Origin of the sequence: Algoriphagus sp. (genome assembly GCF_046296635.1) — a bacterium.
In the GTDB taxonomy this organism is placed as follows: domain Bacteria; phylum Bacteroidota; class Bacteroidia; order Cytophagales; family Cyclobacteriaceae; genus Algoriphagus.
Genome location: NZ_JBKBKZ010000003.1, coordinates 184,756 through 211,187 on the forward strand (window position 1 = coordinate 184,756; position 26,432 = coordinate 211,187).

General features: G+C 41.6%; 19 protein-coding genes. 11 read left to right on the top strand and 8 right to left on the bottom strand.

What is annotated here, in order from left to right; all coding sequences use genetic code 11:
- Positions 1-392: 392 nt before the first annotated feature.
- From ACK4HU_RS04170 to ACK4HU_RS04190, 5 genes are all read right to left on the bottom strand, one after another.
- Positions 393-2,309 carry a fumarate reductase/succinate dehydrogenase flavoprotein subunit gene (locus tag ACK4HU_RS04170; RefSeq protein WP_409803587.1) on the bottom strand — a complete coding sequence of 639 codons (1,917 nt, stop codon included), beginning with the start codon at positions 2,307-2,309 and terminating at the stop codon, positions 393-395.
- A 195-nt stretch (positions 2,310-2,504) separates the two neighbouring features.
- Positions 2,505-3,851, bottom strand: coding sequence for a hypothetical protein (locus ACK4HU_RS04175; RefSeq protein ID WP_409803588.1), 1,347 nt, complete (start codon positions 3,849-3,851; stop codon positions 2,505-2,507).
- A 91-nt stretch (positions 3,852-3,942) separates the two neighbouring features.
- On the bottom strand, positions 3,943-4,302 hold the full coding sequence (locus ACK4HU_RS04180; RefSeq protein ID WP_409803589.1) for a DUF6150 family protein: 360 nt from the start codon (positions 4,300-4,302) through the stop codon (positions 3,943-3,945).
- 89 nt (positions 4,303-4,391) lie between these two features.
- Positions 4,392-5,387, bottom strand: a complete 996-nt coding sequence (locus ACK4HU_RS04185; protein ID WP_409803590.1) for a hypothetical protein — start codon at positions 5,385-5,387, stop codon at positions 4,392-4,394.
- 62 nt (positions 5,388-5,449) lie between these two features.
- A complete protein-coding gene (locus ACK4HU_RS04190; RefSeq protein ID WP_409803624.1) occupies positions 5,450-6,808 on the bottom strand; it encodes a DNA cytosine methyltransferase in 1,359 nt (452 codons plus the stop codon).
- Between the two features lie 500 nt (positions 6,809-7,308).
- Between ACK4HU_RS04190 and ACK4HU_RS04195 the strand changes: the two genes are divergently transcribed.
- Entirely contained in the window at positions 7,309-8,169 is an 861-nt protein-coding gene (locus ACK4HU_RS04195; protein WP_409803591.1) for an acyl-CoA thioester hydrolase/BAAT C-terminal domain-containing protein, read from the top strand.
- Between the two features lie 256 nt (positions 8,170-8,425).
- On the opposite strand, the gene ACK4HU_RS04200 is transcribed toward ACK4HU_RS04195, so the two are convergent.
- A complete protein-coding gene (locus ACK4HU_RS04200; RefSeq protein WP_409803592.1) occupies positions 8,426-8,731 on the bottom strand; it encodes a nucleotidyltransferase domain-containing protein in 306 nt (101 codons plus the stop codon).
- Positions 8,710-9,111 (bottom strand): HEPN domain-containing protein, encoded by a 402-nt coding sequence (locus ACK4HU_RS04205; RefSeq protein ID WP_409803593.1) that lies wholly within the window; start codon positions 9,109-9,111, stop codon positions 8,710-8,712. Before ACK4HU_RS04205 ends, ACK4HU_RS04200 begins: the two co-directional genes overlap by 22 nt.
- Positions 9,112-9,438: 327 nt before the next feature.
- Between ACK4HU_RS04205 and ACK4HU_RS04210 the strand changes: the two genes are divergently transcribed.
- Positions 9,439-10,632: an ATP-binding protein gene (locus ACK4HU_RS04210; RefSeq protein ID WP_409803594.1), complete on the top strand. Its 1,194-nt coding sequence runs from the start codon at positions 9,439-9,441 to the stop codon at positions 10,630-10,632.
- Between the two features lie 194 nt (positions 10,633-10,826).
- Here the strand turns inward: ACK4HU_RS04210 and leuS are convergent, their stop codons facing one another.
- Entirely contained in the window at positions 10,827-13,601 is a 2,775-nt protein-coding gene (gene leuS, locus ACK4HU_RS04215) for a leucine--tRNA ligase (RefSeq protein ID WP_409803595.1), read from the bottom strand.
- Between the two features lie 328 nt (positions 13,602-13,929).
- Here leuS and ACK4HU_RS04220 point away from each other — a divergent pair, with 328 nt between their 5' ends.
- The 9 genes from ACK4HU_RS04220 to ACK4HU_RS04260 all read left to right on the top strand — a co-directional run bounded on the left by ACK4HU_RS04220 (position 13,930) and on the right by ACK4HU_RS04260 (position 26,419).
- Positions 13,930-15,519, top strand: coding sequence for an amidohydrolase (locus ACK4HU_RS04220; protein ID WP_409803596.1), 1,590 nt, complete (start codon positions 13,930-13,932; stop codon positions 15,517-15,519).
- Between the two features lie 327 nt (positions 15,520-15,846).
- Positions 15,847-16,635 (top strand): type IV toxin-antitoxin system AbiEi family antitoxin, encoded by a 789-nt coding sequence (locus ACK4HU_RS04225; protein ID WP_409803597.1) that lies wholly within the window; start codon positions 15,847-15,849, stop codon positions 16,633-16,635.
- Entirely contained in the window at positions 16,632-17,423 is a 792-nt protein-coding gene (locus ACK4HU_RS04230) for a nucleotidyl transferase AbiEii/AbiGii toxin family protein (RefSeq protein WP_409803598.1), read from the top strand. Before ACK4HU_RS04225 ends, ACK4HU_RS04230 begins: the two co-directional genes overlap by 4 nt.
- A gap of 303 nt (positions 17,424-17,726) precedes the next feature.
- A complete protein-coding gene (locus tag ACK4HU_RS04235; RefSeq protein ID WP_409803599.1) occupies positions 17,727-18,194 on the top strand; it encodes a GNAT family N-acetyltransferase in 468 nt (155 codons plus the stop codon).
- Between the two features lie 424 nt (positions 18,195-18,618).
- Positions 18,619-18,795, top strand: a complete 177-nt coding sequence (locus tag ACK4HU_RS04240) for a hypothetical protein (RefSeq protein WP_409803600.1) — start codon at positions 18,619-18,621, stop codon at positions 18,793-18,795.
- A gap of 148 nt (positions 18,796-18,943) precedes the next feature.
- A complete protein-coding gene (locus ACK4HU_RS04245; RefSeq protein WP_409803601.1) occupies positions 18,944-19,594 on the top strand; it encodes a 7-carboxy-7-deazaguanine synthase QueE in 651 nt (216 codons plus the stop codon).
- A gap of 4 nt (positions 19,595-19,598) precedes the next feature.
- Positions 19,599-21,521: an OmpA family protein gene (locus tag ACK4HU_RS04250; RefSeq protein WP_409803602.1), complete on the top strand. Its 1,923-nt coding sequence runs from the start codon at positions 19,599-19,601 to the stop codon at positions 21,519-21,521.
- Positions 21,522-21,997: 476 nt separating this feature from the next.
- A complete protein-coding gene (locus ACK4HU_RS04255; RefSeq protein WP_409803603.1) occupies positions 21,998-24,970 on the top strand; it encodes a SusC/RagA family TonB-linked outer membrane protein in 2,973 nt (990 codons plus the stop codon).
- Between the two features lie 39 nt (positions 24,971-25,009).
- Positions 25,010-26,419 carry a RagB/SusD family nutrient uptake outer membrane protein gene (locus ACK4HU_RS04260; protein WP_409803604.1) on the top strand — a complete coding sequence of 470 codons (1,410 nt, stop codon included), beginning with the start codon at positions 25,010-25,012 and terminating at the stop codon, positions 26,417-26,419.
- Positions 26,420-26,432: the final 13 nt, after the last annotated feature.

The following is a 26,432-nucleotide window of genomic DNA, read 5'->3' on the forward strand; positions in this document are numbered from 1 at the left end:
CCTGTTATTTTTTGTTGTTGTGGGGGTGTTTTGCTGGGGGGGCCCCCCAAACCTCCCCCCCTTCTCTCAACAATAACTATTGGACACCGAGCGAAGTCGAGGTGGGTTAAATAAAATTTTGCTATTGTCAAATTTCTACATACCCTTATTTTTTCCATTTAGTACTCAAATGAATCTACCGATTAGAATAAAAAAGCTTCAGCTTTTCCTTTGTACCCTTGAATAGGATTGATCCCCTTTTAACTCATGAGTTCAAGAATAGACTCGGCCTCACTTATTTCTCTTCCTTTGCGGAATCTTTGCGGTTAAAAAGAATGCTGAACTGGTCTTCAAGTGTTAGTCGATACCCTCTAATGCTCGGTCATTCCTCAACTTTGATCTATTCTGTGCAATTATTTATAGCTCCGCTCCTTCAGCTCCACGAATTCAAAATCTAACGCTTCCTTATGCAAATTGTATCGGTTTTCACCTATGTATTCCCAAGCACTCACATACTTGAAATCCTGATCATTGCGTAGCGCCTCCCCATCTTCGGTCTGATACTCTTCCCGAAAATGTGCACCACAGGACTCCTTCCGCTGCAAGGCGTCTTCCACGATCAGTATAGCCATTTCCAGATAATCAGCTACCCGAGCGGCTTTTTCCAGTTCAAAGTTGATCTCCGAAGCACCTCCTGGCACCAACAAATCTGTGTTGAACCGTTCCTGAAGTGCCAGCAAAGATTCTTGCGCCCCTTCCATGTCTTTTTGATTACGGGAAAGCCCACATTTTAAATAGAGAACTTGACCAAGTTCTTTGTGAAATTCTTCGGCTGTCGTATTTCCCTTGATTTTCAATAAACCCTCCAATTTCTTGGTAACTTCTGCTTTTGACAAAGCTGCTGCCTCTTCCCATTCCGGATTTTCTTGGTTTTTTTTTGGTTTGATTTCTGCAAGAAAATCCATAATCGTGCTGGGAGCTATGAAATACCCGTCCACACAAGCCTGCAACAGGCTATTTGCGCCTAATCGATTTGCTCCATGATCAGAGAAATTGGCCTCGCCCAACACAAAAAGTCCTGATAGATTACTCATCAAGCGGTAATCCACCCAAAGGCCACCCATACTGAAATGTGCCGCCGGTGCGATCATCATCGGCTCGGCATAAGCATCTATGCCCGTGATTTTCTGATACATTCCAAACAGGTTGCCATATCGCTGTTCGATGGCCTTTCTGCCATCACGCTTTATTGCATCCTTGAAATCGAGGTACACCGCATTTTTCATCGGCCCAACCCCATGACCGGCATCTATCCGCTCTTTTGCAGCACGGGAGGAAATATCTCTCGGCGCTAAATTCCCAAAAGCAGGATATCGTCGCTCAAGGTAGTAGTCGCGCTCTTCTTCCGGAATTTCCTGAGGAGGACGATGATCCCCTGCTGCTTTTGGAACCCAAATCCTGCCGTCATTGCGCAGGGATTCACTCATCAAAGTCAGCTTACTCTGGTAATCTCCGAGTTGCGGTAAGGAAGTAGGATGAAATTGCGTCCAACTGGGTGCTGCCATGAAAGCGCCCTTTCGATGGGCTCTCCAAATAGCTGTAGCGTTACAGTTCATCGCCAAAGTGCTCAGATAATAGATTTTGCCGTAGCCGCCTGTAGCCAAAATCAGCGCATCACAGGAATGGGAGGTAATCGCCCCTGTGTCCAAATTGCGAATAGTCACCCCTTTGGCTTCGCCTCCTAGGGTGATGATATCGAGCATTTCATGTCGGGTGTGGAGAGTGAGATTGCTGCCCCCATTTTGCCGCATTAGCGCTTGGTATGCTCCAAGTAATAATTGCTGACCGGTCTGACCTCTTGCATAAAATGTCCGACTGACCTGCACGCCACCAAAAGATCGGTTGCTGAGATAACCGCTGTATTCCCGGGCAAAAGGTACCCCTTGGGCAACTGCCTGATCGATCAAGCCCATGCTGCATTCTGCCAAGCGGTACACATTGGCTTCCCGAGCTCTAAAATCCCCGCCTTTCAGCGTATCATAGAACATTCGCCAAATACTGTCACCGTCATTCTTATAATCCTTGGCAGCATTTACGCCTCCTTGGGCAGCGACAGAGTGTGCCCTTCTTGCGGAATCATGGAAAGTGAATACCTCGACATTGAATCCTAATTCGGCCAAACTTGCAGCCGAAGAGGCTCCTGCCAAACCGGTTCCTACCACAATAATCTTATAATTTCTGCGGTTTGCCGGGTTGATCAGCTTGGCATTGGCCTTGTATTTTCTCCACTTTTCTTCAAGCGGACCTTCTGGAATTCTTGCTTCGAGCATGACATCAAAGTACAAAAAAATGGCTGGATCGGGGGGAATTGGAAGATAAAGACGAAAATATAGGTATGTGAAAGGGCTTTCTGATAAAGTTATTGATAAGGAAGGAACTGAAAATGTACGTTTTTTAAAGGTTGCCGAATGGAGGCAAAATCCAATTCAGTAAATGTGGTTTGTTTTTGTTAATCCAATGGTTTTTTAAAAAATAAATCCAAATCCAAACTCCAGCCTATTGCCCTCTTCCAGTGCAAATTCGCCCTTTGAAAGATTTTTTCTGAACTGGTAATTGGTTTTCAATACGATATTCTCTTTGGTATTGAAATTTAAACCCAATGTCCAAATCCTAAGGTTGTTTTGTACCAACGAAAAAGGGGAAGGGAGACAGGTAGGGCAGGTGGTTGGTATAAGCCCCTCATCAAACCTCAGGTGGGTGTTTAATCTTTCATACCTTATAAAAATCGGCAGCTTAAATTCACCGGTATTGTATAGAAAACCTTCTGAAGCTGTTTTCCTTTTCTTGAAATATGGAAGCAGATCGTGTCCTAACTCAAATAGGTACCCCATTGTCCGGTCACCCATAATTTGACTAATTCCCTTTTCGGTACCGGTCAGGGCAGCAATTTCTTGGGTTTCTTGGAGTGCGCCATAAGTGCCAACAGTCACAAATCGCCAATTGTCTTTCTCATACTTAGCATATCCTGTCCCTATCCGCACTGGTGCCTTGACTTCCTGAGAGCCCTGATTACCGATGATGGTCTGTTCCTGACCTGAATTGCCAAAGAATCCTGAAATACTCAGATTAAGATTATTGATTCCGGAGTAATTGAGTTGTGGGGCAAAGGAAAGAGCCTTTGGCAATCCCCAGGTGATAACTCTTCCCTGTCTTATCCAAGAACCGCTGAGGTATTCTGCAGCGTTTAGCCCTTGGGAAATTCCCAATGCATAGCTTAGATCATCTGTGAAATTTCCATAAAACATGGCGCCGAATTCGATCCATGTAGTTGGGGTAATCAATCGCTCTACCTCCGACCTATTGACCGAGTAAAACATGACCGGTTCGTCGTTGTTGTTGACATAACCGATAGGTAGCGGAAAGTATCCCACCCTAAATTTGAGGTAATCTTGCCAGAGAAAATCGATAAATGCCTCAAACAAAAATTCTGTCTTACTCTCCGTACTTCCATCGTGCAGGTACTCCACTTGAAGTTCTGAGTTCCAGATGAACTTATCGGAAAATCGATATCCAAAAAATGTAGCAAATCGGTAAAGGTTGGTAAAATAGAGTTCAAGGTCTCCGGAATCGGTGTCTTTTGGCCCAAGGTATTCCACAAAGGAAGCTTCACCAAACCCTGAGATGGAATATCTTTTATCAGAAAAAAAGATCTTTGAAGCCGCCAAAGCCAGACCGGGCTGTTGTTTGTATTTCAGTTTTTCGACCGTAACCTTTTCGGTTTTGGTTGTATCAGACTGGATTTGGGCTGTTATGGTAGAGCTGACCAACAAGAATAAGGGGAATACAATCAGCCTAGAAACGAAAAACTTCACTTTACTTGTTTTTTCTTCAAAATTAAGAGTTAAAATTGGGAGGGGGTAAAAAAATCGCATTTTTTAAAGGGTGTCTCAAAAAGGGCAAGATTCAATTCAGTAAATGTGTTTTGTTTTTGTTAATCCAACCTGCCTGGTTTTTGTATCTGACAAAAAATACTTTTAGGTCTGCTTGGTTTTCATATTCAACAAAGAATATTTTCTTATCAGCTTGATTTTGATAATCAACGAAAAACCAATTCCCATCATTCTTACCTGCTTCATTTTGGTAGTTTACCTTAAAAACTTTTAAGTCAGCTTGGTTCTCATATTTTACCTCGAATACTTTAACGTCCGATTGATTTACATACTTTACGGGGAAAACTTTTTGGGAGAAACAAAAAGAAGAAATTAGAAAAAGGGAAAGTGTAAAAAAGAGTTTCATACTATGTATTATTTTTATAAAGGCCATAGGGAACCATTCCAGTGTGGGAAGTTCTCCAGATGTCAAACTATACTCTGAGGGAGATTTAGATAGACAGATTGACTTAGGCCTAGAAGCTATTCAATCTCCATAAGAATCTCACGAAGGGAAACCCCACCAAGATCACCTTGAAAGTAAGTTCCTGCAAGTTTCATCCAATCCTGCCACTTGGTGGCTTCTGAGGTGGAAATCTCCCAAAACTCCGACAACTGCTCTGACGGCATTTGTTGAATCTGCTCTCGGATAGCTGGCAACCTGTCCAATAAATGAATGATGATCCTTGGAACCTGCATAATTTCAGCCCCACCAATCCGGATTGTTCCTTGTCCACCTGCTGAAAACATATCCCGGATGTTGGGACATACTATTCCTTCTCTAGTCACCAACCAGATTGCCATTCTGGAATATTTGGTGGGCTGGTTGCTCAATTGTACCGGGAAATAGGCCATGGCCTTGTCCCTTAAATCTTCTCGTTCAAGACGGGAAAGATTACTCCAAATACGAATGATCAGGTTGCTGGCTGTGGCGTCTGCCGACTGTTCCATCCACCACAGGTCCTCTCCCGGACTGAGCTGGGTCCGGTAGTAGTCGACGATTGGACGGATGGGATTGTCCATCTTACGAAGTGTATCATAGGGAACTTGGATCTTATCGAATACCGTGTGGCCCGAATTAAGATTCATATCAATTAAATACCTTGGAGAATGGGTCACTACCACCTCGGAAAGTACTTCCTCATAGGGACGACACTTCAGCTCTATAGGGTTAAACAACTTGGCGAATAACATAAATATTCGCTCCACCCCTTCAACCCTTGTTCCTTCAAAAACTGAGTTCCCTGTAGTCCGCCAGTGGTTTTGCTTTGTTGTTTTAACTTCTATTCCATAAAACTTTTTTGCGACGATGTCCGGGAATTTTTGCCCTCCTATTAACTCGATGGAGTCCTCAAAGGGTGTTCCTTTGGCTTTATCATCCAATACTTCCTTGACCAGTGGCTCGAAATTCCGACCTTCCAATTTCAAAATTGATTCAGGAGAATGGGTCGCCAATTTACTCAGTTCCTTTAGTGTCACTGAGAGTAAAGTGTTAAAATGTGATCTTTCCGGTTCTAGATTTACTGATACAATCATTCCTTTTAGTCAAAATAAGTGTCCCAGAGGGCTTCCAGCCTTGCGGCTAGATTAAAGGCTAATAGTGGAGGAACGGCATTCCCAATTATTTTATAGGCTTGAGATGGACTGACCAGAAATGAACCTTTCCTTCCCTCTTTTTTTGGTATAACGAAATCGTAGTCTTTAGGAAAAGTTTGAATCAAGGCACATTCACGCACAGTAAGTCTTCGCTCAGGCAAACCAGCCTCAAGTTCATGATCAATTTTACCTCCATGTGCTTTGGAAAGCCTTCTGAATTCGATATTGCCATGATGCTCCGCCCTAATAGTTGGACCAATGGAATTCAGTTTGATTTCTGTCTGTCCCTGACAGTGCGCACCCATATATTTTGCTTTTGAATAAAATTGCTGGGACAGTTCCTTTGAATTCTTTGGCTCTTCCAAGGTCTCAAAGACCCTTGACAATTTGACAAAAGGTTTCAATTGCTCCCCTTTTGCCAGATAGGAATGTGTAGGTGAGGGGTAAGGATTGAAGGAATCGGGAATTCTCTTGGCAGTCAGAGAACGGAATGCTACCTGCGTAAGTGCTGATTTCTTAATACCAATGAATATTACCCGCTCTCTGGATTGCGGCACACCATAATCAGCGGAGTGCAATACCATTGGATCCAGTACAATGTATCCGTTACCTCCCGCATTGGAAAAATCCTTTTGGATAATTTCCTTGACGTTGGGGAGGTTGGCAAGGCCTTTTACGTTTTCGGCGACAAAGATTTTAGGCTGTGTAATTTCGATGACTTCCTTCATCCACATATACAACTGTCCTCGAGTTTCGACAGTGGCCTTATCATCCTCAATAATCTCTCCCAGATGGTTTTTGTGGGAGTTGAAACCGTTTCTTTTTCCCGCAATGCTAAAATCCTGGCAAGGAAAACCTCCTGTGACCAAATCGATATTTTGTGGAAAAACTGGTGTTCCGGAACGGTGAAGTTTGACCAGGTCCACAATGCTTTCCTTGAAAAAAAATTCAGGCCGGTGGCCTCTTTTGATGAAAAAATTCACCCATGCATTTCTTGCATCAGTAAGGATATCATTTGCGAAAACTGTTTTGAATTTGGTTTTTCTCAGCTGAACAAAATCCGAGTCCACTGTTCGTGAAATAAAATCCGGGTGAAGGAGTTCATTTACAGAATCTTTCAGTACCTCGAAACCACCTTCAAAGCCGAGATCCATTCCCCCACAACCAGAAAATAAGGAAAGTACACGAATCGATTCCTCATCTTTTGTTCTGGAGTCAGTATCCAACACAATCGGTTGATAAAGGAGATCCAATTGGGGTTCCTCTACGGTATCGAGTGCCTTTTCTTGGGAAGTAGTTAACATTAAGTTCAAATTACTAAAATTTTTCAAGCGATCATTTTTTAAATACTCGGAAGGGATAAATACGTTTCTGAAACAATAGCCGAGAACTGAAATGTATCTTCTTATAATTATGATTCAAAGATAGTCACGGTATTAATGAAGTTGAGTATACCCTAAACTAAATCTAAAATTTTGACAGTAAATGACAGGGTAGATTACGGAAATTTGTTCTGAACTAATTCGTAAAAGTGATTATCCTGTTGCCTTTTCCGAAAATTGTCACCCTTCACCATTTCCCCATCTCAAATCCACTTTAAAGGATAAGTCAGGACTTGAAAAATTTTGAAGAAAACCTTTGGCTTGCTCCAGAAGGCTCTGGTTTTGTTTCTGTAAGCTTAAATTCCCCAATTCATCTCTTCAGATCAATTGACGGGTAAATGTCGGGCAAAAGCATAAGATTCGTCAGGTTGACTATTCCAATTTTCAGGTACCATTGCAGCGTAAAAATTAATTTAAAAGCAATGAAAAAGGCATTTCTATGTTTAGGGATGGTTCTGTTAGGACTGGTTTTAATTTCATACTTCTTAATCCTTCGAGTCCCTTCATTACCCTCCAATCATGGGAAATTTGACACACGTTTATTTTTGAGTGATGGCACTAGTCAAGCCTTGGTCGTTGCATTTGGAGGAGGGGAGGGAGGTAATGATTGGGAGAGGAACTACCTTAAAGATAAGCGGGATGAATTTCTTGAACGGGGTTTTGCTGTGCTAGCTATTGGTTATTTCAATACGGCTGAATCTCCAAATTCGCTCGATCGGATTTCCCTCAACGCACTTTCAGACACCATCCTAGCAATTGCAAAAAGACATCCCCAATTGGATACGACCCGCATCATTCTGATGGGTGCTTCCAAAGGAGGGGAATTGGTTCTTAATCTTGCCAGTAGGTTTCCTCACTTCAAAGGGGTCGTGGCACTTTCGACTTCGCATGTCAGTTTTCCAGCGCTTACTATTTCGGCCAATACTTCTTCCTGGCAATACAATGATCTTGAAGTTCCGTATGTACCCGCTCCATTGAGTATGATTTGGCCAGCCTTGCAGGGTGATTTTTATACTGCGTTTTCATTGATGTTGGAGGATGAAAAAGCAGTGTTTCAGGCTGAGATAGAAGTAGAGAAGATCAATGGTCCCATTTTACTCTTATCCGGAACCCAAGACGAACAGTGGCCCGCCACATTTATGTCCGACCAAATTGTCGCTCGTTTAACTAAAAATAATTTCCGGCATTCGTTTCATCATTTAGTATTTGATGGAGGGCATATTGAGCCACTAAATCATTTTGACAAGGTTTTTGATTTTTTGGAAAAGGAATTTAAAGAGTAGATCTGTAATGGTTTGAATTTGATCCGGAATTAGAAAGTAGGGAGGTTTGGAAGATTTTGGTTTTCCCGCAGATTTTCGCTGAAAAAGTCGCAGATGATCGCAGATTAAATTTATTTTCAGAAGTCTCGAAATTCACGGTTTTTGATTTGACTGTTTCAATTATGCCGAAAAAAATATTAGCGAAATAGCCTGATTAAACGGAAAAAGGCCCAAATTATTGGAAATGAGCCTTTTTGAAAGAATTTTTTCATTTGTTTTAGCCAATCAAAATTCCGGTTTCCTGAATTTCTTTGGCGAATGGATTTTTGGAGTTGAAGTCTTCTGATTTCAGAGGATGCGGCTCGATTCGCAAATCAACCTTTCTCCTAAGTTTCCTCAAAACTTGCTGAGTTTGAAAGAAATCACCCATCCGATCAAAAACCAAGGCTACGTCAACATCACTTGATTCTTGTTCAAGCCCTTTTGCATAAGAACCAAAAAGATATGCCTGTCTCAATCCCAGATTTGCAGGAACTAATTCAAGGAAATTTTTGACGGTTTTTAAAATTGATTGATCAACCATAGTCTTAGAGTTTGGATTCGATCTTTCCAATGTAACGAGAACTCTTCGTTACAAAGTTGATAAAATTCTCTTTTATAATTATCGTACCGAGCATTAAGATTAAAGGTTGATATTTGATCTAACCAATCTTTTTGTGTTTCATCTAAAGTGAAGTTGCATTTTTCGGCTAGCCGTAATAAATCATGAGTAAATAGCGCGTGCTTTTTATTGAATCTTACAAAATGGGCCTTTAGGAGTTTTTCCAAAACCAGGTGTCCAATAAAGAGAGCCCAACTAAAATCTCTAGAAGCGAATAAGTTTTGCATGGTTCGAAAATCCTGATCAGAGGAATCTCTCCAGTATTGAACAATTTTTTCAAATTCTGTTAAATCTTCTTCCATGAAGGAATTTAAAAAAAATGGACTTAAAGAATATCTATTGGCTTATTTAACTTTTTGATCCCGCAGATTTTCGCTGAAAAAGTCGCAGATGATCGCAGATTAAATTTATTTTCAGAAGTCTCGAAATTCACGGTTTTTGATTTGACTGTTTCAATTATGCCGAAAAAAATATCAGCGAAAACCTGCCTGGTTAGTATCGTGAATCAATGCTTATCAAGCATGTCTTTTTTTTTAATTTTATGCTTATTGTATTAAGCAAAATATTTTAATAAAGATTTTTGTATTAAGCAAAATTACTTATTTTTGCTTATCCAAATAAGCAATATTATGGAATCCATAGACGAAAAATTTTTAAAGAAGATTGATGCCACTTCATTGGACTTTGTCCGAAGTATGATCGATAAGATCCGCTGGGAGGCAAGGTTGATCGGTATCAAAGGGCCAAGGGGAGTTGGAAAAACCACCCTGCTGCTCCAATACATCAAGAAAAACCTGCCCATTGACCATACCACTTTATACGTGAGTTTGGACAATATCTGGTTTGCACAGAACAGTCTGGTGGACATGGTAGATCATTTTGTCAAAAGAGGAGGAAAATACTTATTCCTGGACGAGGTACACAAATACCCTAATTGGTCGATCGAAATCAAAAACATCTACGATGATTTCCCGGAATTGAAGATTGTGTTCACAGGTTCTTCTATGCTGGAAATCTTAAATGCCTGCGCTGACCTCAGCCGAAGGGCAGTGATTTACCACATGCAGGGTTTGTCTTTCAGGGAGTTTCTAGCCATCAGGACAGGAAATGAATTTCCAATACACAGCTTGGAAGAGCTGATTGAAAACCATGTTTCCATTGCAAGAGAAGTCTTGCAAAAGGTAAAGCCGCTAGAGCATTTTAGTGCATACCTAAATCATGGCTACTTCCCCTTCTTTCAGGAAGTGCCGGATCTGTATCATCAGCGCTTGGAGGAAGTGGTAAACATGACTTTGGAGATCGAGTTGCCCCTGCTGCGGAGTGTGGATATTTCCTACATTCCCAAGCTGAAGCACTTGCTGCATATCATATCGGAGTCAGTTCCCTTTATTCCAAATGTGACCAAGCTCAGCGAGCGTATTGGGATCAATAGGAATACTTTGGTGAGCTATCTCTTTTTCCTGCAAGAGGCCCATTTGACCAAAAACCTCTACAAGGACATCAAGGGAATTACCCAAATGCAAAAGCCGGAAAAAATCTACTTGGAAAACACCAACTTCCAGTTTGCCTTTACTCCCAAAAACGCTGACTTGGGTAACTTGAGAGAGACCTTCTTTATCAATCAGCTTTCTCACGGTCATACCGTGGAGTACGTGAAAGACGGTGATTTTAGGGTCAATGAAAAGTTCATCTTTGAGGTAGGTGGAAAAAACAAAACTGCTGAGCAGATTCAGGGAGTTAAAAACAGTTTTATCGCTGCCGATGACATTGAATACGGCAATCCCAAGAAAATTCCGCTGTGGCTGTTTGGTTTTTTATATTGATTTCAAATGCTGGTGACTCCAAAAAATTGAGGCTGTCTCATAAGTGCTGTTTGTCACATTGAGCGAAGTCGAAATGCGGTTGTTTTCGCTTTAAATAGCCTTCGTACTGCCCAACTCTCGTTGGTCAGGTGCTCAGGCTGACACCATCGATCCTTTTGAGACAGCCTCATTTGAAATTATTCTTACTAAGGTATTTAAACCACCAAATTCACAATTTTACCCGGTACGATGATCACCTTTTTTGGAGCTTTGCCTTCCAACCACTTTTGGACATTGGTATCGGCCAAAGCCGCTTTTTCGATTTCCGGAACGGCAAGTGAAAGGGATAGATTCAGCTTTGCACGCAACTTCCCATTGATCATCACAGGGTATTCAAAGTTGCTCTCGACCAAATATTCTTCCTTGAACTCAGGGAATGCTGCTATCGTGATCGAGGAAGTATGACCTAATAGCGCCCAAAGTTCCTCTGCGATATGCGGCGCATACGGAGAAACCAAGACTGCCAATGGTTCCAATACTTCTCGCTTGTTACATTTCAATGCGGTCAGTTCATTGACGCAGATCATAAAGCTGGAGACAGAAGTGTTGAAGGAGAAATTGGCCATGTCCTCTTCCAACTTCTTGATGGCTTTGTGCAGGGCTTTCATTTCCTCTTTGCTGGCTGGAGCATCGGAGACCACAAACTCACCTGATCCAGGATGATACAGGTTCCAAAGTTTTTTCAGGAACTTGAACACGCCGTCAATTCCATTGGTATTCCAAGGCTTAAACTGCTCCAAAGGGCCAAGGAACATCTCATACAATCTCAATGTGTCGGCTCCGTATCGCTCGATGATGTCGTCCGGGTTGACCACGTTGTACTTGGACTTGGACATTTTTTCCACTTCCGATCCGCAGACATATTTGCCGTCCTCCAGGATAAATTCTGCATCTGCCAAGTCAGGTCGCCAAGCCTTGAATTTGTCCAGATTCAACTGATCGTTGTGAACGATATTAACATCGACATGCATGGCAGAGGTGTCGTACTGATCTTTCAAGCCATAAGAGACGAAGGTATTGGTGCCCTTTAATCTGTAGACAAAATTTGATCTACCTTGGATCATGCCTTGGTTGATCATTTTTTGAAAAGGTTCGTCAATGCTTACCACGCCCAAGTCATACAAAAACTTGGTCCAAAACCGGGAATACAATAAGTGTCCTGTCGCATGCTCGGAACCTCCGATATACAAGTCCACTGCTCCCCAATAGTCGGTTTTGGCTTTGTCGGCAAAAACAGAATCGTTTTTCGAATCCATGTAGCGGAAAAAGTACCAGCTTGATCCCGCCCAACCCGGCATAGTAGAGAGTTCCAGAGGATATTCTCCATCCGCAGTTTTGTATATCCAGTCTTTTGCCCGTCCAAGTGGTGGTTCGCCATCTTCAGTTGGCAAGTATTTATCCACCTCCGGTAAAACCAAAGGCAGGTCTTTTTCATCAATTAGGTATGGCAATCCTTCCTTGAAATATACGGGAAGCGGTTCGCCCCAATAGCGCTGCCGGGTAAAGATCGCATCTCGCATTCTGAATTGGATTTTGCCTTTGCCGATGCCTTTAATTTCGAGAAATTCGATGGCTTTTTCCATCGCCTCTTTCATATATAAGCCAGTGATAAAGCCTGAATTGACGATCAAACCGCCTTTTCCTGGGAAAGAACCGTTTTCCATCGAACCTTCTATCACTTGGCGAATTTCGAGACCGAAGTGCTTGGCAAAGTTGTAATCCCGCTCGTCATGTGCAGGTACGGCCATCACAGCGCCCGTTCCGTAGCCGGCTAAGACGTAGTCCGCAACCCAAATTTGGATTTCTTCCCCGTTAAATGGATTGATCGCATAGGAACCAGTGAAAGCTCCAGAAATGGTTTTGACATCGCTCATTCTCTCGCGCTCCGAGCGGTTTTTGGCGACATTGATATAGGCTTCAGCATTTTCTCGCTGATCTTCGGTGATCAGTTCAGCGGCCAGATCCGATTCCGGTGCCAAAGCCAAATAGGTTACTCCATAAATCGTATCGATTCGAGTAGTGAAAACTTTGATAGATTTTTCAGAGTTTTTTACCTGAAAGACCATTTCAGCACCGATGGATTTCCCGATCCAGTTGCGCTGCATTTCTTTGATCGGCTCGGACCAGTCCACTTTTTCCAGTCCTTGAAGCAAGCGATCGGCATAAGCAGTGATCCGCATGGACCATTGCATCATTTTCTTTCGCTCGACTGGATGACCTCCTCTTTCTGAGAAACCATCCTTTACTTCGTCGTTGGAAAGTACAGTTCCCAAGGCAGCACACCAGTTTACGGTGGTTTCTGCAAGGAAAGTCAAGCGATATTTCAGGAGCATTTCCTGTTTTTGTTTTTCAGAAAAAGCATCCCATTCAGAGGCGGTAAAAGATGGGGTGTCATCATCGCAAACCGCTTTCACACCTGCATTTCCCTCATTTTCAAAGTGAGAAATCAAGGAATCAATCGACAAGGCTTTGTCAGCCTTTAGATCATAGTAGCTATTGAAAAGCTGCATAAAAATCCACTGCGTCCACTTGTAATAAGATGGATCAGAGGTTCGAACTTCCCGATCCCAATCAAATGCAAAACCGATGTTTTTCAACTGCTCGGTGTAACGGGTGATGTTTTGCTCAGTAGTGATGGCGGGATGCTGCCCGGTTTGGATGGCATATTGCTCAGCAGGCAAGCCAAAGGAATCATAACCCATTGGATGCAGGACATTGAAGCCTTTTAGCATCTTAAAACGGGATACGATGTCCGAAGCGATGTAGCCCAGCGGGTGACCTACGTGAAGGCCGGCACCGGAAGGGTAGGGGAACATGTCAAGGGAATAAAACTTTGGGCGATTTGGGTCTACCTCAGCTTTGAATGTGCTCTTATCTTTCCAGTATCCCTGCCACTTTAGTTCGATTTCCCTGAAGTTGTACTCCGCCATGATTTAATTTTTAATTCTGATTATTTTCGATCTTTCCTTTTCAAGCTTTTGTAAAAAACTGCAAATAAACTGATGCTCACCTTAGTATTTTAGCTTCTTCCGTCTTCGGTCTCCCGTCTTCCGTCACGATTATCCACATAAAGATGATGTTCAGATGATTTACCGATTTTTAAGTTTTTCAAACAAACGCCTGCAAAAATAGAAAAATCAGGCGGCTTTGGTAATCAAATTTCTAATTCCTCTCAGCCTCAGTTTCTTCCATTGATCAACTTTATTTCAATGACTTGCGGCTTTTTAGTATTTTCCAAGACTAGAAAAAAACTACCTTATGAGAAGCAAATTAATATTAAGTGTAGCCTTGGCTGGAAGTCTTGCCTTTTCAGCTTTGGCACAAAAGAAATACACTCCCAAGCAAATCGAGGCGCTCAAGACCGAAGTCGCCCAAATCGTCCAAGCCAATCACAAGCAAAGTCAGGTGATGGTGGACAAGATTTTTAGCTTTGCGGAGCTGGGTTTTCAGGAAATCGAATCCTCCAAATACCTGACTGGAATCTTGGAGCAGAATGGCTTCATCATCGAGCGGGGAGTATCAGGAATTCCTACCGCTTGGTTTGCGACCTGGAAAAATGGAGAAGGACCTGTAATTGCTCTGGGCTCAGATGTGGACAATATTCCGAAAGCCTCGCAATATCCCGGGGTGGCTTATCACAAACCTATGGTAGAAGGTGCGCCGGGTCATGGAGAAGGTCATAATGCAGGAATTCCGCTGAATATCACGGCTGCTTTGGCCGTAAAGCAAATTATGGAGCATGAGAAGATTGGTGGGACTTTGGTTCTTTGGCCAGGAATCGCAGAAGAATTGGTGGCGGCAAAGGCTTGGTTCACGCGCGATGGACTTTTTGAGGGAGTGGATATTTGCATTTTCACCCACGTGGCAAATAACCTTGGTGTGAGCTATGGTCAAGCCTCTGGAACTGGTTTGATTTCCGTGGAATATACCTTTTCCGGTGATGCGGCTCATTCTGCCGGTGCGCCTTGGAGAGGAAAAAGTGCTGCCGATGCCACCGAACTGATGAATATCGGTTGGAATTACAAGCGCGAGCATTTGCATCCATTGAAAAGATCCCACTCGGTCATCACTGATGGAGGCGATCAGCCAAATGTAGTTCCGTCTAAATCTTCAATTTGGTACTATTTCAGAGATGTGAAATATGACGGCATCATGGAAATGTATGCTCAGGCAAATGATATTGCTAAAGGTGCTGCGCTGATGACGGGAACGACGATGTCTTCCAAGATTTTGGGAACGGCTTGGCCAAGACACTTTAATAAAGTGATTGCCGAGAAGATGTATCAAAATATCCTAAAGGTTGGCTTGCCGGCTTGGGATGAAAATGATCAGATGATGGCGAAGGCAGTTCAAAAAGAATTGGGTTCCAAAGAAGAGGGCATGCCTACGAAACTGGATACGCTTGGATTGCCAGTAAAGGAGCCCATTTCCGGTGGTTCGGATGATATCGGTGATGTGTCTTGGGTCGTGCCGACGGTGACTTTGAGATTTCCATCAAATATTCCGGGCTTGCCGGGACATCACTGGAGCAATGCGATAGCGATGGCTACACCTATTGCACACAAGGGGGTAACAGCTGCTGCAAAAGTTGAAGCAATGACAATCTTGGACTTTTTGCTACAGCCGGAATTGGTTACTCAGGCTTGGGATTATTTCAAAAATGTGCAGACAAAAGAAGAAACTTATAAACCGATGATCACTAAGGATGATGCGCCGCCGATCTACCTCAACTCTGAAATCATGAATCGCTTCCGTCCTCAGCTGGAGAAGTTCTTCTATGACGAGACGAAGTTTGACACGTATTTGGAGCAGTTGGGAGTGAGCTATCCAACCATTCGGAAAGATTAAAACAGTGAGGTTAAAGTACGATTTATGATTTACGATTTACGGCCTATTATTGAACCTCAAGCCTAATATCTAGAGTGTTGCCTCTTGGAATTTGCGATAGTGGTTTATCATATGGTCGTAAATCGTAATTCGTAAATCAAAAATCCATAATTTTAAAAGAACGTCCTGTTTTTGAATTTCAGTCTTAACCTCCAGATGGTTGAACTTTGGGAATATCGATTGAGGTTCATCTCAAGGTCGTAAATCGTAGCTCGTAAATCGTAATTTTTTTAGTATTAATTCATGATAAGTAGTATTTTTTGCTACTTTTCGGTAAATTTTACTATAGTGAGAGCAAGAGAATTTATAAAACAATTACAATCCAATGAGAGCTATTCATTCTCGCTCGATGAGATGCGCGATCGAATTAAATCATCTAAAGTCTCGCTGAAATTTGAACTTGTTAGGCTTACAGAAAAAAAGGAGATAGTAAATCTTAGAAGAGGATTTTATCTGATCATACCACCGAGATATTCCAAACAGGCACAACTTCCCATTCAATTGTTCATCGATAAATTGTGTGGAAGTCTAAATCGGAATTATTATTTGGGATTCTATACCGCGGCAAAGTTTCATGGTGCGAGTCATCAACAAGCACAACGAGAATATGTTATGGTAGAAAAACCAAAGTTGGATGATATTACAAAGGGCGAATACGACATACGTTTTTTCACTTCAAGTACCTGGCCATCAAAAAACATAATTGAGAAAAAATCAGAGGCTGGCTTATTCAAGATTTCCAGTCCAGCATTAACTGCGGCGGACTTGATTCATCATCAAACCAAATTGGGCGGCATTAACAGAATGCTTGCTATTATTGAAGAATTGTCGGAAGAAATCACGGATTCAGATTTGAAGGATTTGTTGACCTGGTATCCCCATAAAAGCACCCTACAGCGGCTGGGGTTTTTACTGGAAAAAATACAAGTGAATATCGATCTCGGGATATTATATGAGTACCTAATCTCAGGATATTACTTTCCAACACTACTATCTCCCAAAGCAAATCAAAACCCTAGCGCAGTTAATAACAAATGGAAAGTGGATGTAAATATAAAACTTGAAACAGATTTATGATCCCCAAACCAGCTATAGCGAAATGGCAAGATCATGCGCCTTGGAGACAATTTTATCAAGTGGAGCAAGATCTTATTATAAGTCGAACCTTAATTGAGATTTTTTCTGATGATTACTTAAATGAAAACTTAGCATTCAGAGGAGGGACTGCGCTCCACAAGCTCTATATGATTCCTGCATCCCGCTATTCAGAGGATATTGATTTGGTTCAGGTTAAACCTGGCCCAATAAAACCAATTATGCAAAGGCTAGGCGAAGTGATTTCCTTTTTTGAAGAAGAACGAAAAACAGAAAATCGGGGACACGGTATAAAAGCGCTTTACAGATTCACATCAGAGTATGAAGGAATAAGGTTGAGGCTTAAACTTGAGATCAATTGTAAGGAACATTTAAATGCTTTAGAGTGGGTTTCTTTTCCCTTTGAAGTAAGTAATGATTGGTTCTCCGGAAAAGCACTAATCCGTACCTATAATATAAATGAGCTGCTGGGTACAAAACTCAGGGCTCTATATCAACGCAGTAAGGGGCGAGATTTGTTTGATTTGGATTTAGCCAGAAGAAATATGGATTTGAATTATGAGGAGATTATTCGAAGCTTCAAAATGTATACTCAGTTCTCAACCGGCAAAAGGCCTCCCAGTCAAAGGGAGTTTCTCATCAATCTGGAAGGGAAGGAATACGATCCTGATTTTGGCGGAGATATGGAAGGGCTATTGCGTATAGGAGTAGAATATTCACAGGACCTGGCAATGGAATGGGTAAAAAAAGAATTAATTGGTAGAATTTAAATTTTCTTAATAGGTAAGATCAAAAAGGAATTTTTTAAAAGAATATAGTTTAAGTACGATTTATGATTTACGGCCTATTATTGAACCTCAAGCCTAATATCTAGAGTGTTGCCTCTTGGAATTTGCGATAGTGGTTTATCATATGGTCGTAAATCGTAATTCGTAAATCAAAAATCCATAATTTTAAAAGAACGTCCTGTTTTTGAATTTCAGTCTTAACCTCCAGATGGTTGAACTTTGGGAATATCGATTGAGGTTCATCAAAAGCGTCGTAAATCGTAATTCGTACCTCGTAAATAATAAATGACATCTACAAATTTCACTTTCACAATCCGAGAAGCTTCTCCTTCTGAACTCCTCTGGATTCATGAACGCATTCCGGAATTTTCGGGGAAGGCTACTTTGGATTTTTACACCGAGCGATTGAAGGATCGAGTCTTTTTGGCTTTGGTGGCTGAAAAAGAGGAAGAACTGCTGGGATTCAAAGTGGGGTATCAAGATACTTCACCCGACACCTTTTATTCTTGGATGGGAGGAGTGAGGCCTGAGTTTAGGAGATTTGGAATTGCAGATGCCTTGGCTGAATACCAAGAGACTTGGGCTAAGGAAAAAGGCTTCAACCATATTTACTTCAAAACCCGAAACCGCCTTCCAACTATGATTACTTTTGGATTGAAACGAGGATTCAAAATCATCGAGATCATTCCAAAAGGAGAAGTGGATGATTATCGGGTGGTGATGAGGAAGGAATTGTTGGGGAAGTCAGAATGATGAAGTAAGAAGTCTAAAGTCAGAAATCTAAAAGTGGATACTTGTAAGTTGTGAAGGGTGAGTAGTTAAGTATGAAGTCTAAAGTCCAAAGTCAGAAAACTGAAAAATTGGCCACTTGTAACTTGTGAAAAGTAGGCAATGAAGGCAGAAATCCGAAGTCAGAAATCTGGTACAAAATTCAGAATGAATGTCTTGCAAACTATAGCTATCACAAAGCTTAGTTTGGGTGCTAATTTCGAAATTATTCTGCCGTAACTCCCCCTTTGGTACGAATGCTCAATTGTAATGTAAATTCTAATCAAAGGGGGCAAGGGGGATTTTTACAAATGTGAAATTCTATAAAAACCATTTATAACTAATTATCTATACCTTCTGAAAATAGACAACTAATTTAAAAGCTTTTCAAATGACAAAATCAAATAAAATGATGCTCCAGTTAATCCTAATGAGCTACTTCGGAGCGATTTTAGGTGCATATTTCAAAATCAACGAAAATCCAAATGCTGATTATATCCTGATTGCAGCGATAGTCTTTAAATTATTAGGCGTTTTGGGATTGATTTATTTTAACAAAAAGAAAATCGTTCAATTTTTAAGTTAACTCCGCAAAAGTTAACCTTCTGAACTGCCAGAATCGGAGATTTGGGCGAGGAATAATATTCCAATTTTTCAATCTTTCAATTTTCCAATCCTAAACCCTACCTTTGCTCTTCATTTAGCGGTCGAATCACCCGCTTTACCAAAAATTCATGAACACGCTCGATTTGGTAGCATCGACTACCCAAGAACTCGTGGCCGCTGGGCTGCAGCTTCCAATTATGGAAGCATTTTACACCATCCAAGGAGAAGGTAGATTTACCGGACATCCCGCATATTTTATCCGGCTGGGAGGCTGTGATGTGGGTTGTGTTTGGTGTGATGTGAAGGAAAGTTGGGAAGCAGCCAAGTGGCCAGTTTTATCAATCGGAAAAATTGTGGAAGAGGCTTTGGCTTTTCCGGGCAGGCTGGTAGTTATCACTGGGGGAGAACCATTGCTTTATAATTTGGATCCCTTGACCAAGCTTTTGAAGGAAAAGGGCTTTACCACCAATATTGAGACTTCAGGAGCGCATCCATTTTCGGGTGATTTTGACTGGGTCTGCTTTTCTCCCAAGAAATTCAAAAAACCACATCCTTCTATCTACGTTGAAGCAGACGAACTGAAAGTTGTCATTTATAATAGGAGTGATTTTGACTTTGCTGAGCAGCACGCTGATTTGGTCAATTCCCACTGCGAATTGAGATTACAACCTGAGTGGAGCAAGGCTTCCACATTTACGCCGGAAATCATAGAATTTGTAAAAAATCGGCCAAAATGGAAAATATCGCTCCAAACTCATAAATTTATGGACATCCCCTGAGTCAATGCGCCCTGTTTTCCTGTTTTTGGTGGTTTTCTTTCTGATTTTCCATGCGGAAGCTCAGACGTATTCCATTATAGATAGCCGGGCAATCAAACTTTTTCAGGAGGGGGAGGAGCTGACTCTGTCTCGTCAGTACGATCAGGCCATAGTAAAATATCAAGCTGCCATTTCCCGAGAAGCATCTTTTTTGGAGGCTTATGTCAAGGCTTCTCAATTATTAATCACCCAAGGTAGATTGGATGAAGCCGAGAAGATAGCCTTGGCAGGAAAAGCTAAATTGAGTGGGAAAAATACCTCTGCTAAACACGTCGCCGATTATGGTTGGCTGTTTTCTAATCTGTATCTAAAACAAGGCAAATTCACTGAAGCCTATCGGCAATTTCAGGAAGTTGATCCACTTTTTGACCCTGCATTCAAAAAATCGATGTACTACACTCAAATGAAGGTTCAGATGGACTTTTTGGGCGAGGAACTTGGAGATGTCCGGACGATAATAAAAGAGATGCTTGAATCACCTCTGAATCAATTCAGATTGCAGTATTTCCCGGTTTTGACAGCTGACGGTGAACAAATCCTCTTTACCAAACGAGATGGCACGGGGAATTTTGATAAGGAGGATATTTTCACTTCATATGCCGATGGAAAAGGGAGTTGGACCAAACCTCAGAGTTTAGCACAGACCATCAACTCATCTTTCAATGAGGGAACCTGTTCCGTCACAGCGGATGGTAAGATTCTGATTTATACTTCCTGTGATGCACCGGATTCACAGGGCAGCTGTGACTTATATATTGCTTACAAAGTTAACGGGGCTTGGCAAAGGCCAACCAATATGGGGCCGAAGGTTAATTCCCGTTCATGGGATTCACAACCTTCACTTTCCGCTGATGGTCGGGTGTTGTTTTTTTCTTCCAATCGCCGAGGAGGCTACGGGGGAAATGATATTTGGTACACCGTTCGGCAAAATGACGGATCATGGTCAGAGGCCAAAAATCTGGGGAGTGTGGTTAATACCCCAAAGGATGAGATTTCTCCCTTCATGTTTTTTAACAATGAAATATTATTCTTTGCCTCGGACGGTCATCAGGGCTTTGGGGGAATGGATATTTTTCTTTCCCGCGTGAAGGATGGAGTATTTCAGAAGCCTGAAAATCTTGGACTTCCTATCAATGATCATTTGGAGCAGGTGGCTCTTTTTATCACCGCAAAGAAAGATTATGCCTACTATACAGAATTAACAAAAGAGGAAGGGGAAAACGATCGCTCCTTGCTTTACCGATTCAAGTTCCCGGAGGAGATCTATTTGGGCGAAAATCTAACAGTAACAGAAGGCAAGGTCTTCAATGCCAAAACAGGGCAGCCTGTGGAAGCGACATTGTCTCTAGTTTCCTTGACTAACGATAGTACTCTTTACCAATTCCAATCAGATGGAAAGACTGGGGATTTTTTGATGTTATACCCTCAAAATGCTGTTTCAGGTCTTTATGTGGAAAAGAAAGGGTTTTTGCCCAAAATCTATAATGTGGAGCGTGACAAACTCCAAAACGTAAAGGATTTGAAAGTTGAGCTTATACCAGTGGCATCCGGTGAGCAGTTTGTCTTTGAAAATGTGTTTTTTGATTTTGATAAATTTGATTTGAAGCCTGAATCCTTGACTTCACTGAAGAGGCTTCAAAAGTTTCTGCTGGAAAACCCCAATGTTAACATTATGATTGCCGGGCATACCGACAACATCGGAAATCAGGGATATAACCAAGCGCTGAGTTTACAACGTGCAAAAAGTGTTCAGAATTTTTTGGTAAAAGCAGGGCTTCATCCTGGTAGGGTGATGGTGGAAGGCAAGGGAGATAAAGAACCGCTACTACCAAATACAAGTCCTGAGAATCAAGCTTTGAACAGACGAATTACCATCCGAGTGCTGTGATAATCGGAATTTAATTCTGTGATATTTGATATTTATATATATTAATATTAACAGTGAGTAATTTTTAATTATATGTCTTTTGTCTATACATTAAATACAAAATATAATTCTTAAACGTATATAAAAGGGGCAGTTTTTTAATTTTTGCAAGAGTTGAAATTTGAACCAACTTATTTTTAAAAAAAGGAATGCAATGCGTTTTGTCTCAATTAATTATTCGTAGGCCTTGTGTTTTTTCCAAATTGTTAATTTTTTTTTTCACAAATTAATTTTTGTTAACATTATATTTTCAAAATATTAATTGGTTTTGTTGTGTATATTTACAAAAAAACAGAATTTATTACTGATTACATTCATTTTGTCGAAAATTTGATCTGATTTTTTACAAAAACTTTTCTTACCATTCCTTGTAAATTGCTTGAGATATTCAAGAATTAGAAATATCATTGAGTTTATTAAACCAAAATCTAACCAATATGAGGAAAGTTTTACTTCTAGGACTCATGCTCTTTTTAGCCAGCGCAGTAGCGTTTGCACAAGGACGCGTGATCACTGGTACCGTGACATCCGTAGAGGATAACATGGGCGTACCGGGAGCAACAGTTCTGGTGAAAGGAACAACCATTGGTACTGCCACCGATTTGGATGGTAAGTATTCAATAAATGTCCCTGCCGGAAGCAATGTTTTGGTCTTTACTTTCGTGGGTTTGACTCCACGAGAAGTGACGATCGGAAATCAAACGACCATCAATGTTGCCTTGCAACCTGATGTTCAGGCTCTTTCTGAATTTGTAGTCACTTCTTACGGTGATCAATCAAAAAGAGAAATTACAGGTGCTATCTCATCTGTTAAAGGCGAAATTTTCCAAGATTTGCCAATGCAATCTTTTGATCGTGCAATGCAGGGACGAATTGCAGGTGTACAAGTTACCTCCACTTCTGGTCAGCCAGGTGGTGCGCTTAATGTGCGTATCCGTGGAGTAGGCTCTGCTAACGCTGGAAATGATCCACTCTACATTATCGATGGTGTGCAGGTTCCTGCTGGCGGATTGTCAGGTCAGGGTTCTCAGAACGCACTTGCTTCTATCAACCCAAATGACATCCAGTCGATTGAAGTATTGAAAGATGCGGCTGCAGGTGCGATCTATGGAGCTCAGGCAGCTAATGGTGTAGTTATCATTACTACTCGAAGAGGAACTAAAGGAAGCACTAAAGTAAGATTGTCAGCACAACACGGTGTGGTAAGACCACTAGGTTTATACGAAGTAATGAATGCTCAGCAATTAGCCGGTTTGAAGCGGGACGCATTTGTGAATTCCGGTAGACCTGCAGCTAATGCTGCGAATGTTTACGGAAATCCTGAAGATCCAAATCTTCCAAACAATAGCTGGGTGGACGCAACTTTTGGCGAGGATAGATTGAGTGTCTATGATATCTCCCTTTCCGGTGGAGATGATAAAACCACTTTCTTTCTCTCCGGTTCCTACACAGATCAGGGTTCGCAGGTTATCAAATCTGATTATGAGAGAGCTACTACACGTTTGAATTTGACACATAGACCAAATAAAAAGTTGACTGTGAATACGACTTTGTCGTTGGCATATCAGAAAACAAACGGCGCAATAGACAGAGGTAACTTTGTAAACTCACCTTTCCAGGCAGGTTTTACAGCAAGGCCAAACGTTCCAATTTATAATGAGGATGGGACATTCAGAGATTATCCTTCTGATCACTTGTTTGGTTATAACATTGTTCAAGGTGCTGCTCAAGAACTTAGGTTGGCAAATACAGTCCAAACAGTATCCAACATACAGTTGAACTATCAGTTCACACCTTGGTTGAGCTTTACTTCGTTTGCAGGTTTGGATTTTGCTGATAACAGAGATGAAAATAACAGACCTTCCACTATCGCAGCCTTCAGGGCAGCGGGTGGTAACTCAACAAATACCGATCGTCGTAATATTAACTTTAATACTAACCATAACTTCAACTTCAATAAGAAGTTTGGGGGCAAGCATGCTGTAAGTGGAATCTTGGGTTATGAATATAAAACGGAAAGTCGAGAAACCACCTTTGCACAAGGTCAGGGCTTCGCAAATCCAATCCTTCGATACTTGAATAATGCAGCTACTCCACTGAACGTAGGTTCATCATTTACACAGTTTAAGAGATTGGGTGTATTTGGTCAGGCCAAATATGATTTTGATGATAAATATACTGTTGACTTCACTTTGAGAAGAGACGGGCATTCAAGATTTGGAACTGATGTGCGCTTCGGTACATTCGGTGCAGTATCAGTAGGTTGGAGACTTTCTTCTATGTCATTTCTTCAGAATGCTACTTGGTTAGATAATTTGAGAGTAAGAGCTTCTTATGGTATCACAGGTAACTCCTTGATTCCAAATTTTGCATCTCAAACGCTTGTGAGTTCAGCAGGTCAATATGGTGGAAGCCCTTCTCTTGTTCTTAGTCAATTAGGAAATAACCTATTGACTTGGGAAGAAGCAGAAACATTCAATTTTGGACTTGACGCCACCATGTTCAATGGTCGTGTGATTACTACTGTTGACTTCTGGAGAAAGAATTCCTCTAAATTGCTATTTAGTACTCCATTGCCAAATGATTCAGGTTTTGGTTCAATCACCAGAAATACAGGAGAAATCAGAAATCAAGGTATCGACTTTGATTTGCAGACAGTTAACATAATCGCTGGAAAATTCCAATGGTCAACAGCGTTCAACATCACTGTACTTGAGAATGAAGTTCTTTCATTGTTTGGCGATGAGGAAAGAATCGGTAACACTATCGTAGTTGGAGAATCTCTTTTCCCAATCTACACCACTCCTTATGCAGGTGTGAATCCGGCAAATGGACGTCCTATGTATATCGATACAAATGGTGAATACACTTACACCATTCGTGATGCAGATGTAAGACTTCAAGGTTCTGCGCTACCAACTTCATATGGTGGTTTGGCTAATACCTTCTCTTATGGTGGCTTGACTCTTGAAGTGTTTTTCCAAGGTCAATTTGGTAACCTGGCATTCAATGGTGACTTGTTCAACTTAGCGTCCACAGGTTCAGGACCAAATAATCAATTGGTAAATCAGTTGAACTATTGGAAAGCTCCTGGTGACATAGTGAGCAATCCTATGCCTTGGGAAAGTGGTGCAAGACCGGGAGGTTCAAGCTACACTGCTACCTCCACTAGACAATTAAGCGATGGTAGCTTCATTAGATTGAAGCAGGTGACATTGAGCTATGCAATTCCTCCTGTTGCATCTCAAAGAATCGGAATTGCTCAAGCTAACGTATTTGTACAAGGATTGAACTTGGCGACATTCACTAAATACAACGGAATCGATCCTGAAGTGAATTCTATCGGAAATACTTTTGCTGCGTTCCCTAACTCACAGCAAATTACAGCGGGCGTAAGTCTTAGTTTTTAATTAAGAATAATGATGAAAAATCTCTTAAAAATAATGATAATGGGAGGAGCTTTAGTGGCTTCCTCATGTGCTGATCAATTGGATGTTAACCCGAGACAGAGTTTGACTCCGGCTACCGCATTCGTTGATTTGGCAGGATACAATGGACTTGCTTTGAACATGTATGGTCGGACAAGAGCGTTTGGTTATTATGGCCAAACAATGATGATTGCGCCGGAAGTCCTTGCAGACAATGTCTTGGTTATTGCAAATACCGGACGTTACATTCAGGAAGAAGTGAATGCTGACAGAGCTGGAATTGGTATCTGGAACTTGAACTCGTTCGGAGCTATTAACGATGCAAATATTATCATTGCTGGAGTTGATGGTGCCACTGGTACAGATGAAGTATTGCGTAACAGAATTAAAGGTGAGGCATTTTTCATGCGTGCGATGTACCACTTTGACTTGGCTAGAGTCTACGGATATGAGCCAGGTAGAGAGGTGAATGGATGGAACAAGGCAACTGTAATTCGAACCACTCCGACACTTGGATTTTCTGATGCTGATTTAAGAGCTCGAAGTACCAATGTCGAGGTATATACTCAGGTTGAAGCGGATTTACTTCAGGCTATTTCATTATTACCAACGGCCAATCTTGGCTCTCCAAACGTCTATCGTGCATCTAAAGCAGCAGCTCAGGCGCTTCTTGCAAGAGTTTATCTGTATTGGGGCAGAAATGATCGAGCAGAAGCATTAGCTACAGAAGCAATGGCAACTGCGGGTCTTACAAATGATGGTACGGGACTTGTAACAAGCGCAAACTATGTGAGTTCATTTAATACTTTCCCAAATCCAGAGTCTTTGTTTGAAGTTGAAATCAGACAGGTAGACTGGTCTACTGTAGATGGAGTCAACAACTCAATTAGCTCACTATCTTCGAATGCTATTGCGGGTGCTCAATTTATCCTAAGTGCTTCTCTTCAGTTGATTGCTTCCTATGAGCCTGGCGACATTCGTTTGCAGACTTGGACTGCAACTACTAGAGCGGGTTTTGCAGGTCCGGTTTACAGTTCTAACAAGTGGAGAGGTGCTAAAGGCCTATACCTTGAGAATCTCCCAATCTTGAGAGCTTCTGAGCTTTATTTGATCAGAGCAGAGGCAAGATCTAAAACTGGCAACGAAGCCGGAGCGAGAGCAGATTTGAATGCACTTCGTAGTAAAAGAAATCTTGGACCTGTAGATGCAGGCTTGTCTGGAAATGCTCTTTTTGAGCGTATTCTTCAAGAAAAAAGAGTTGAGTTTGCTTTGGAAGGACATCGTTTCTTTGATCTGAAGAGAAATGGGCTGGATATTCGTAAGCATAGAAATTTGCCAGCTGTTCCTTTTGCTGATTACCGAGTATTGAACAACTTGCCACTTGGTGAGCTTCAGTTGAACGACAAGCTTGAACAAAATCCTGGCTATTAACAGCCTTTTAATT

What these genes read in the sequence shown, in the direction of transcription:
- ACK4HU_RS04230 (WP_409803598.1), top strand. Translation starts at nt 16,632, where the DNA reads ATGATCCCCAAACCAGCTATAGCGAAATGGCAAGATCATGCGCCTTGG.
- ACK4HU_RS04180 (WP_409803589.1), bottom strand. Translation starts at nt 4,302, where the DNA reads ATGGCCTTTATAAAAATAATACATAGTATGAAACTCTTTTTTACACTT.
- ACK4HU_RS04170 (WP_409803587.1), bottom strand. Translation starts at nt 2,309, where the DNA reads ATGCTCGAAGCAAGAATTCCAGAAGGTCCGCTTGAAGAAAAGTGGAGA.
- ACK4HU_RS04190 (WP_409803624.1), bottom strand. Translation starts at nt 6,808, where the DNA reads ATGTTAACTACTTCCCAAGAAAAGGCACTCGATACCGTAGAGGAACCC.
- ACK4HU_RS04200 (WP_409803592.1), bottom strand. Translation starts at nt 8,731, where the DNA reads ATGGTTGATCAATCAATTTTAAAAACCGTCAAAAATTTCCTTGAATTA.
- ACK4HU_RS04210 (WP_409803594.1), top strand. Translation starts at nt 9,439, where the DNA reads ATGGAATCCATAGACGAAAAATTTTTAAAGAAGATTGATGCCACTTCA.
- ACK4HU_RS04205 (WP_409803593.1), bottom strand. Translation starts at nt 9,111, where the DNA reads ATGGAAGAAGATTTAACAGAATTTGAAAAAATTGTTCAATACTGGAGA.
- leuS (WP_409803595.1), bottom strand. Translation starts at nt 13,601, where the DNA reads ATGGCGGAGTACAACTTCAGGGAAATCGAACTAAAGTGGCAGGGATAC.
- ACK4HU_RS04250 (WP_409803602.1), top strand. Translation starts at nt 19,599, where the DNA reads ATGCGCCCTGTTTTCCTGTTTTTGGTGGTTTTCTTTCTGATTTTCCAT.
- ACK4HU_RS04240 (WP_409803600.1), top strand. Translation starts at nt 18,619, where the DNA reads ATGATGCTCCAGTTAATCCTAATGAGCTACTTCGGAGCGATTTTAGGT.
- ACK4HU_RS04195 (WP_409803591.1), top strand. Translation starts at nt 7,309, where the DNA reads ATGAAAAAGGCATTTCTATGTTTAGGGATGGTTCTGTTAGGACTGGTT.
- ACK4HU_RS04245 (WP_409803601.1), top strand. Translation starts at nt 18,944, where the DNA reads ATGAACACGCTCGATTTGGTAGCATCGACTACCCAAGAACTCGTGGCC.
- ACK4HU_RS04220 (WP_409803596.1), top strand. Translation starts at nt 13,930, where the DNA reads ATGAGAAGCAAATTAATATTAAGTGTAGCCTTGGCTGGAAGTCTTGCC.
- ACK4HU_RS04235 (WP_409803599.1), top strand. Translation starts at nt 17,727, where the DNA reads ATGACATCTACAAATTTCACTTTCACAATCCGAGAAGCTTCTCCTTCT.
- ACK4HU_RS04260 (WP_409803604.1), top strand. Translation starts at nt 25,010, where the DNA reads ATGGGAGGAGCTTTAGTGGCTTCCTCATGTGCTGATCAATTGGATGTT.
- ACK4HU_RS04255 (WP_409803603.1), top strand. Translation starts at nt 21,998, where the DNA reads ATGAGGAAAGTTTTACTTCTAGGACTCATGCTCTTTTTAGCCAGCGCA.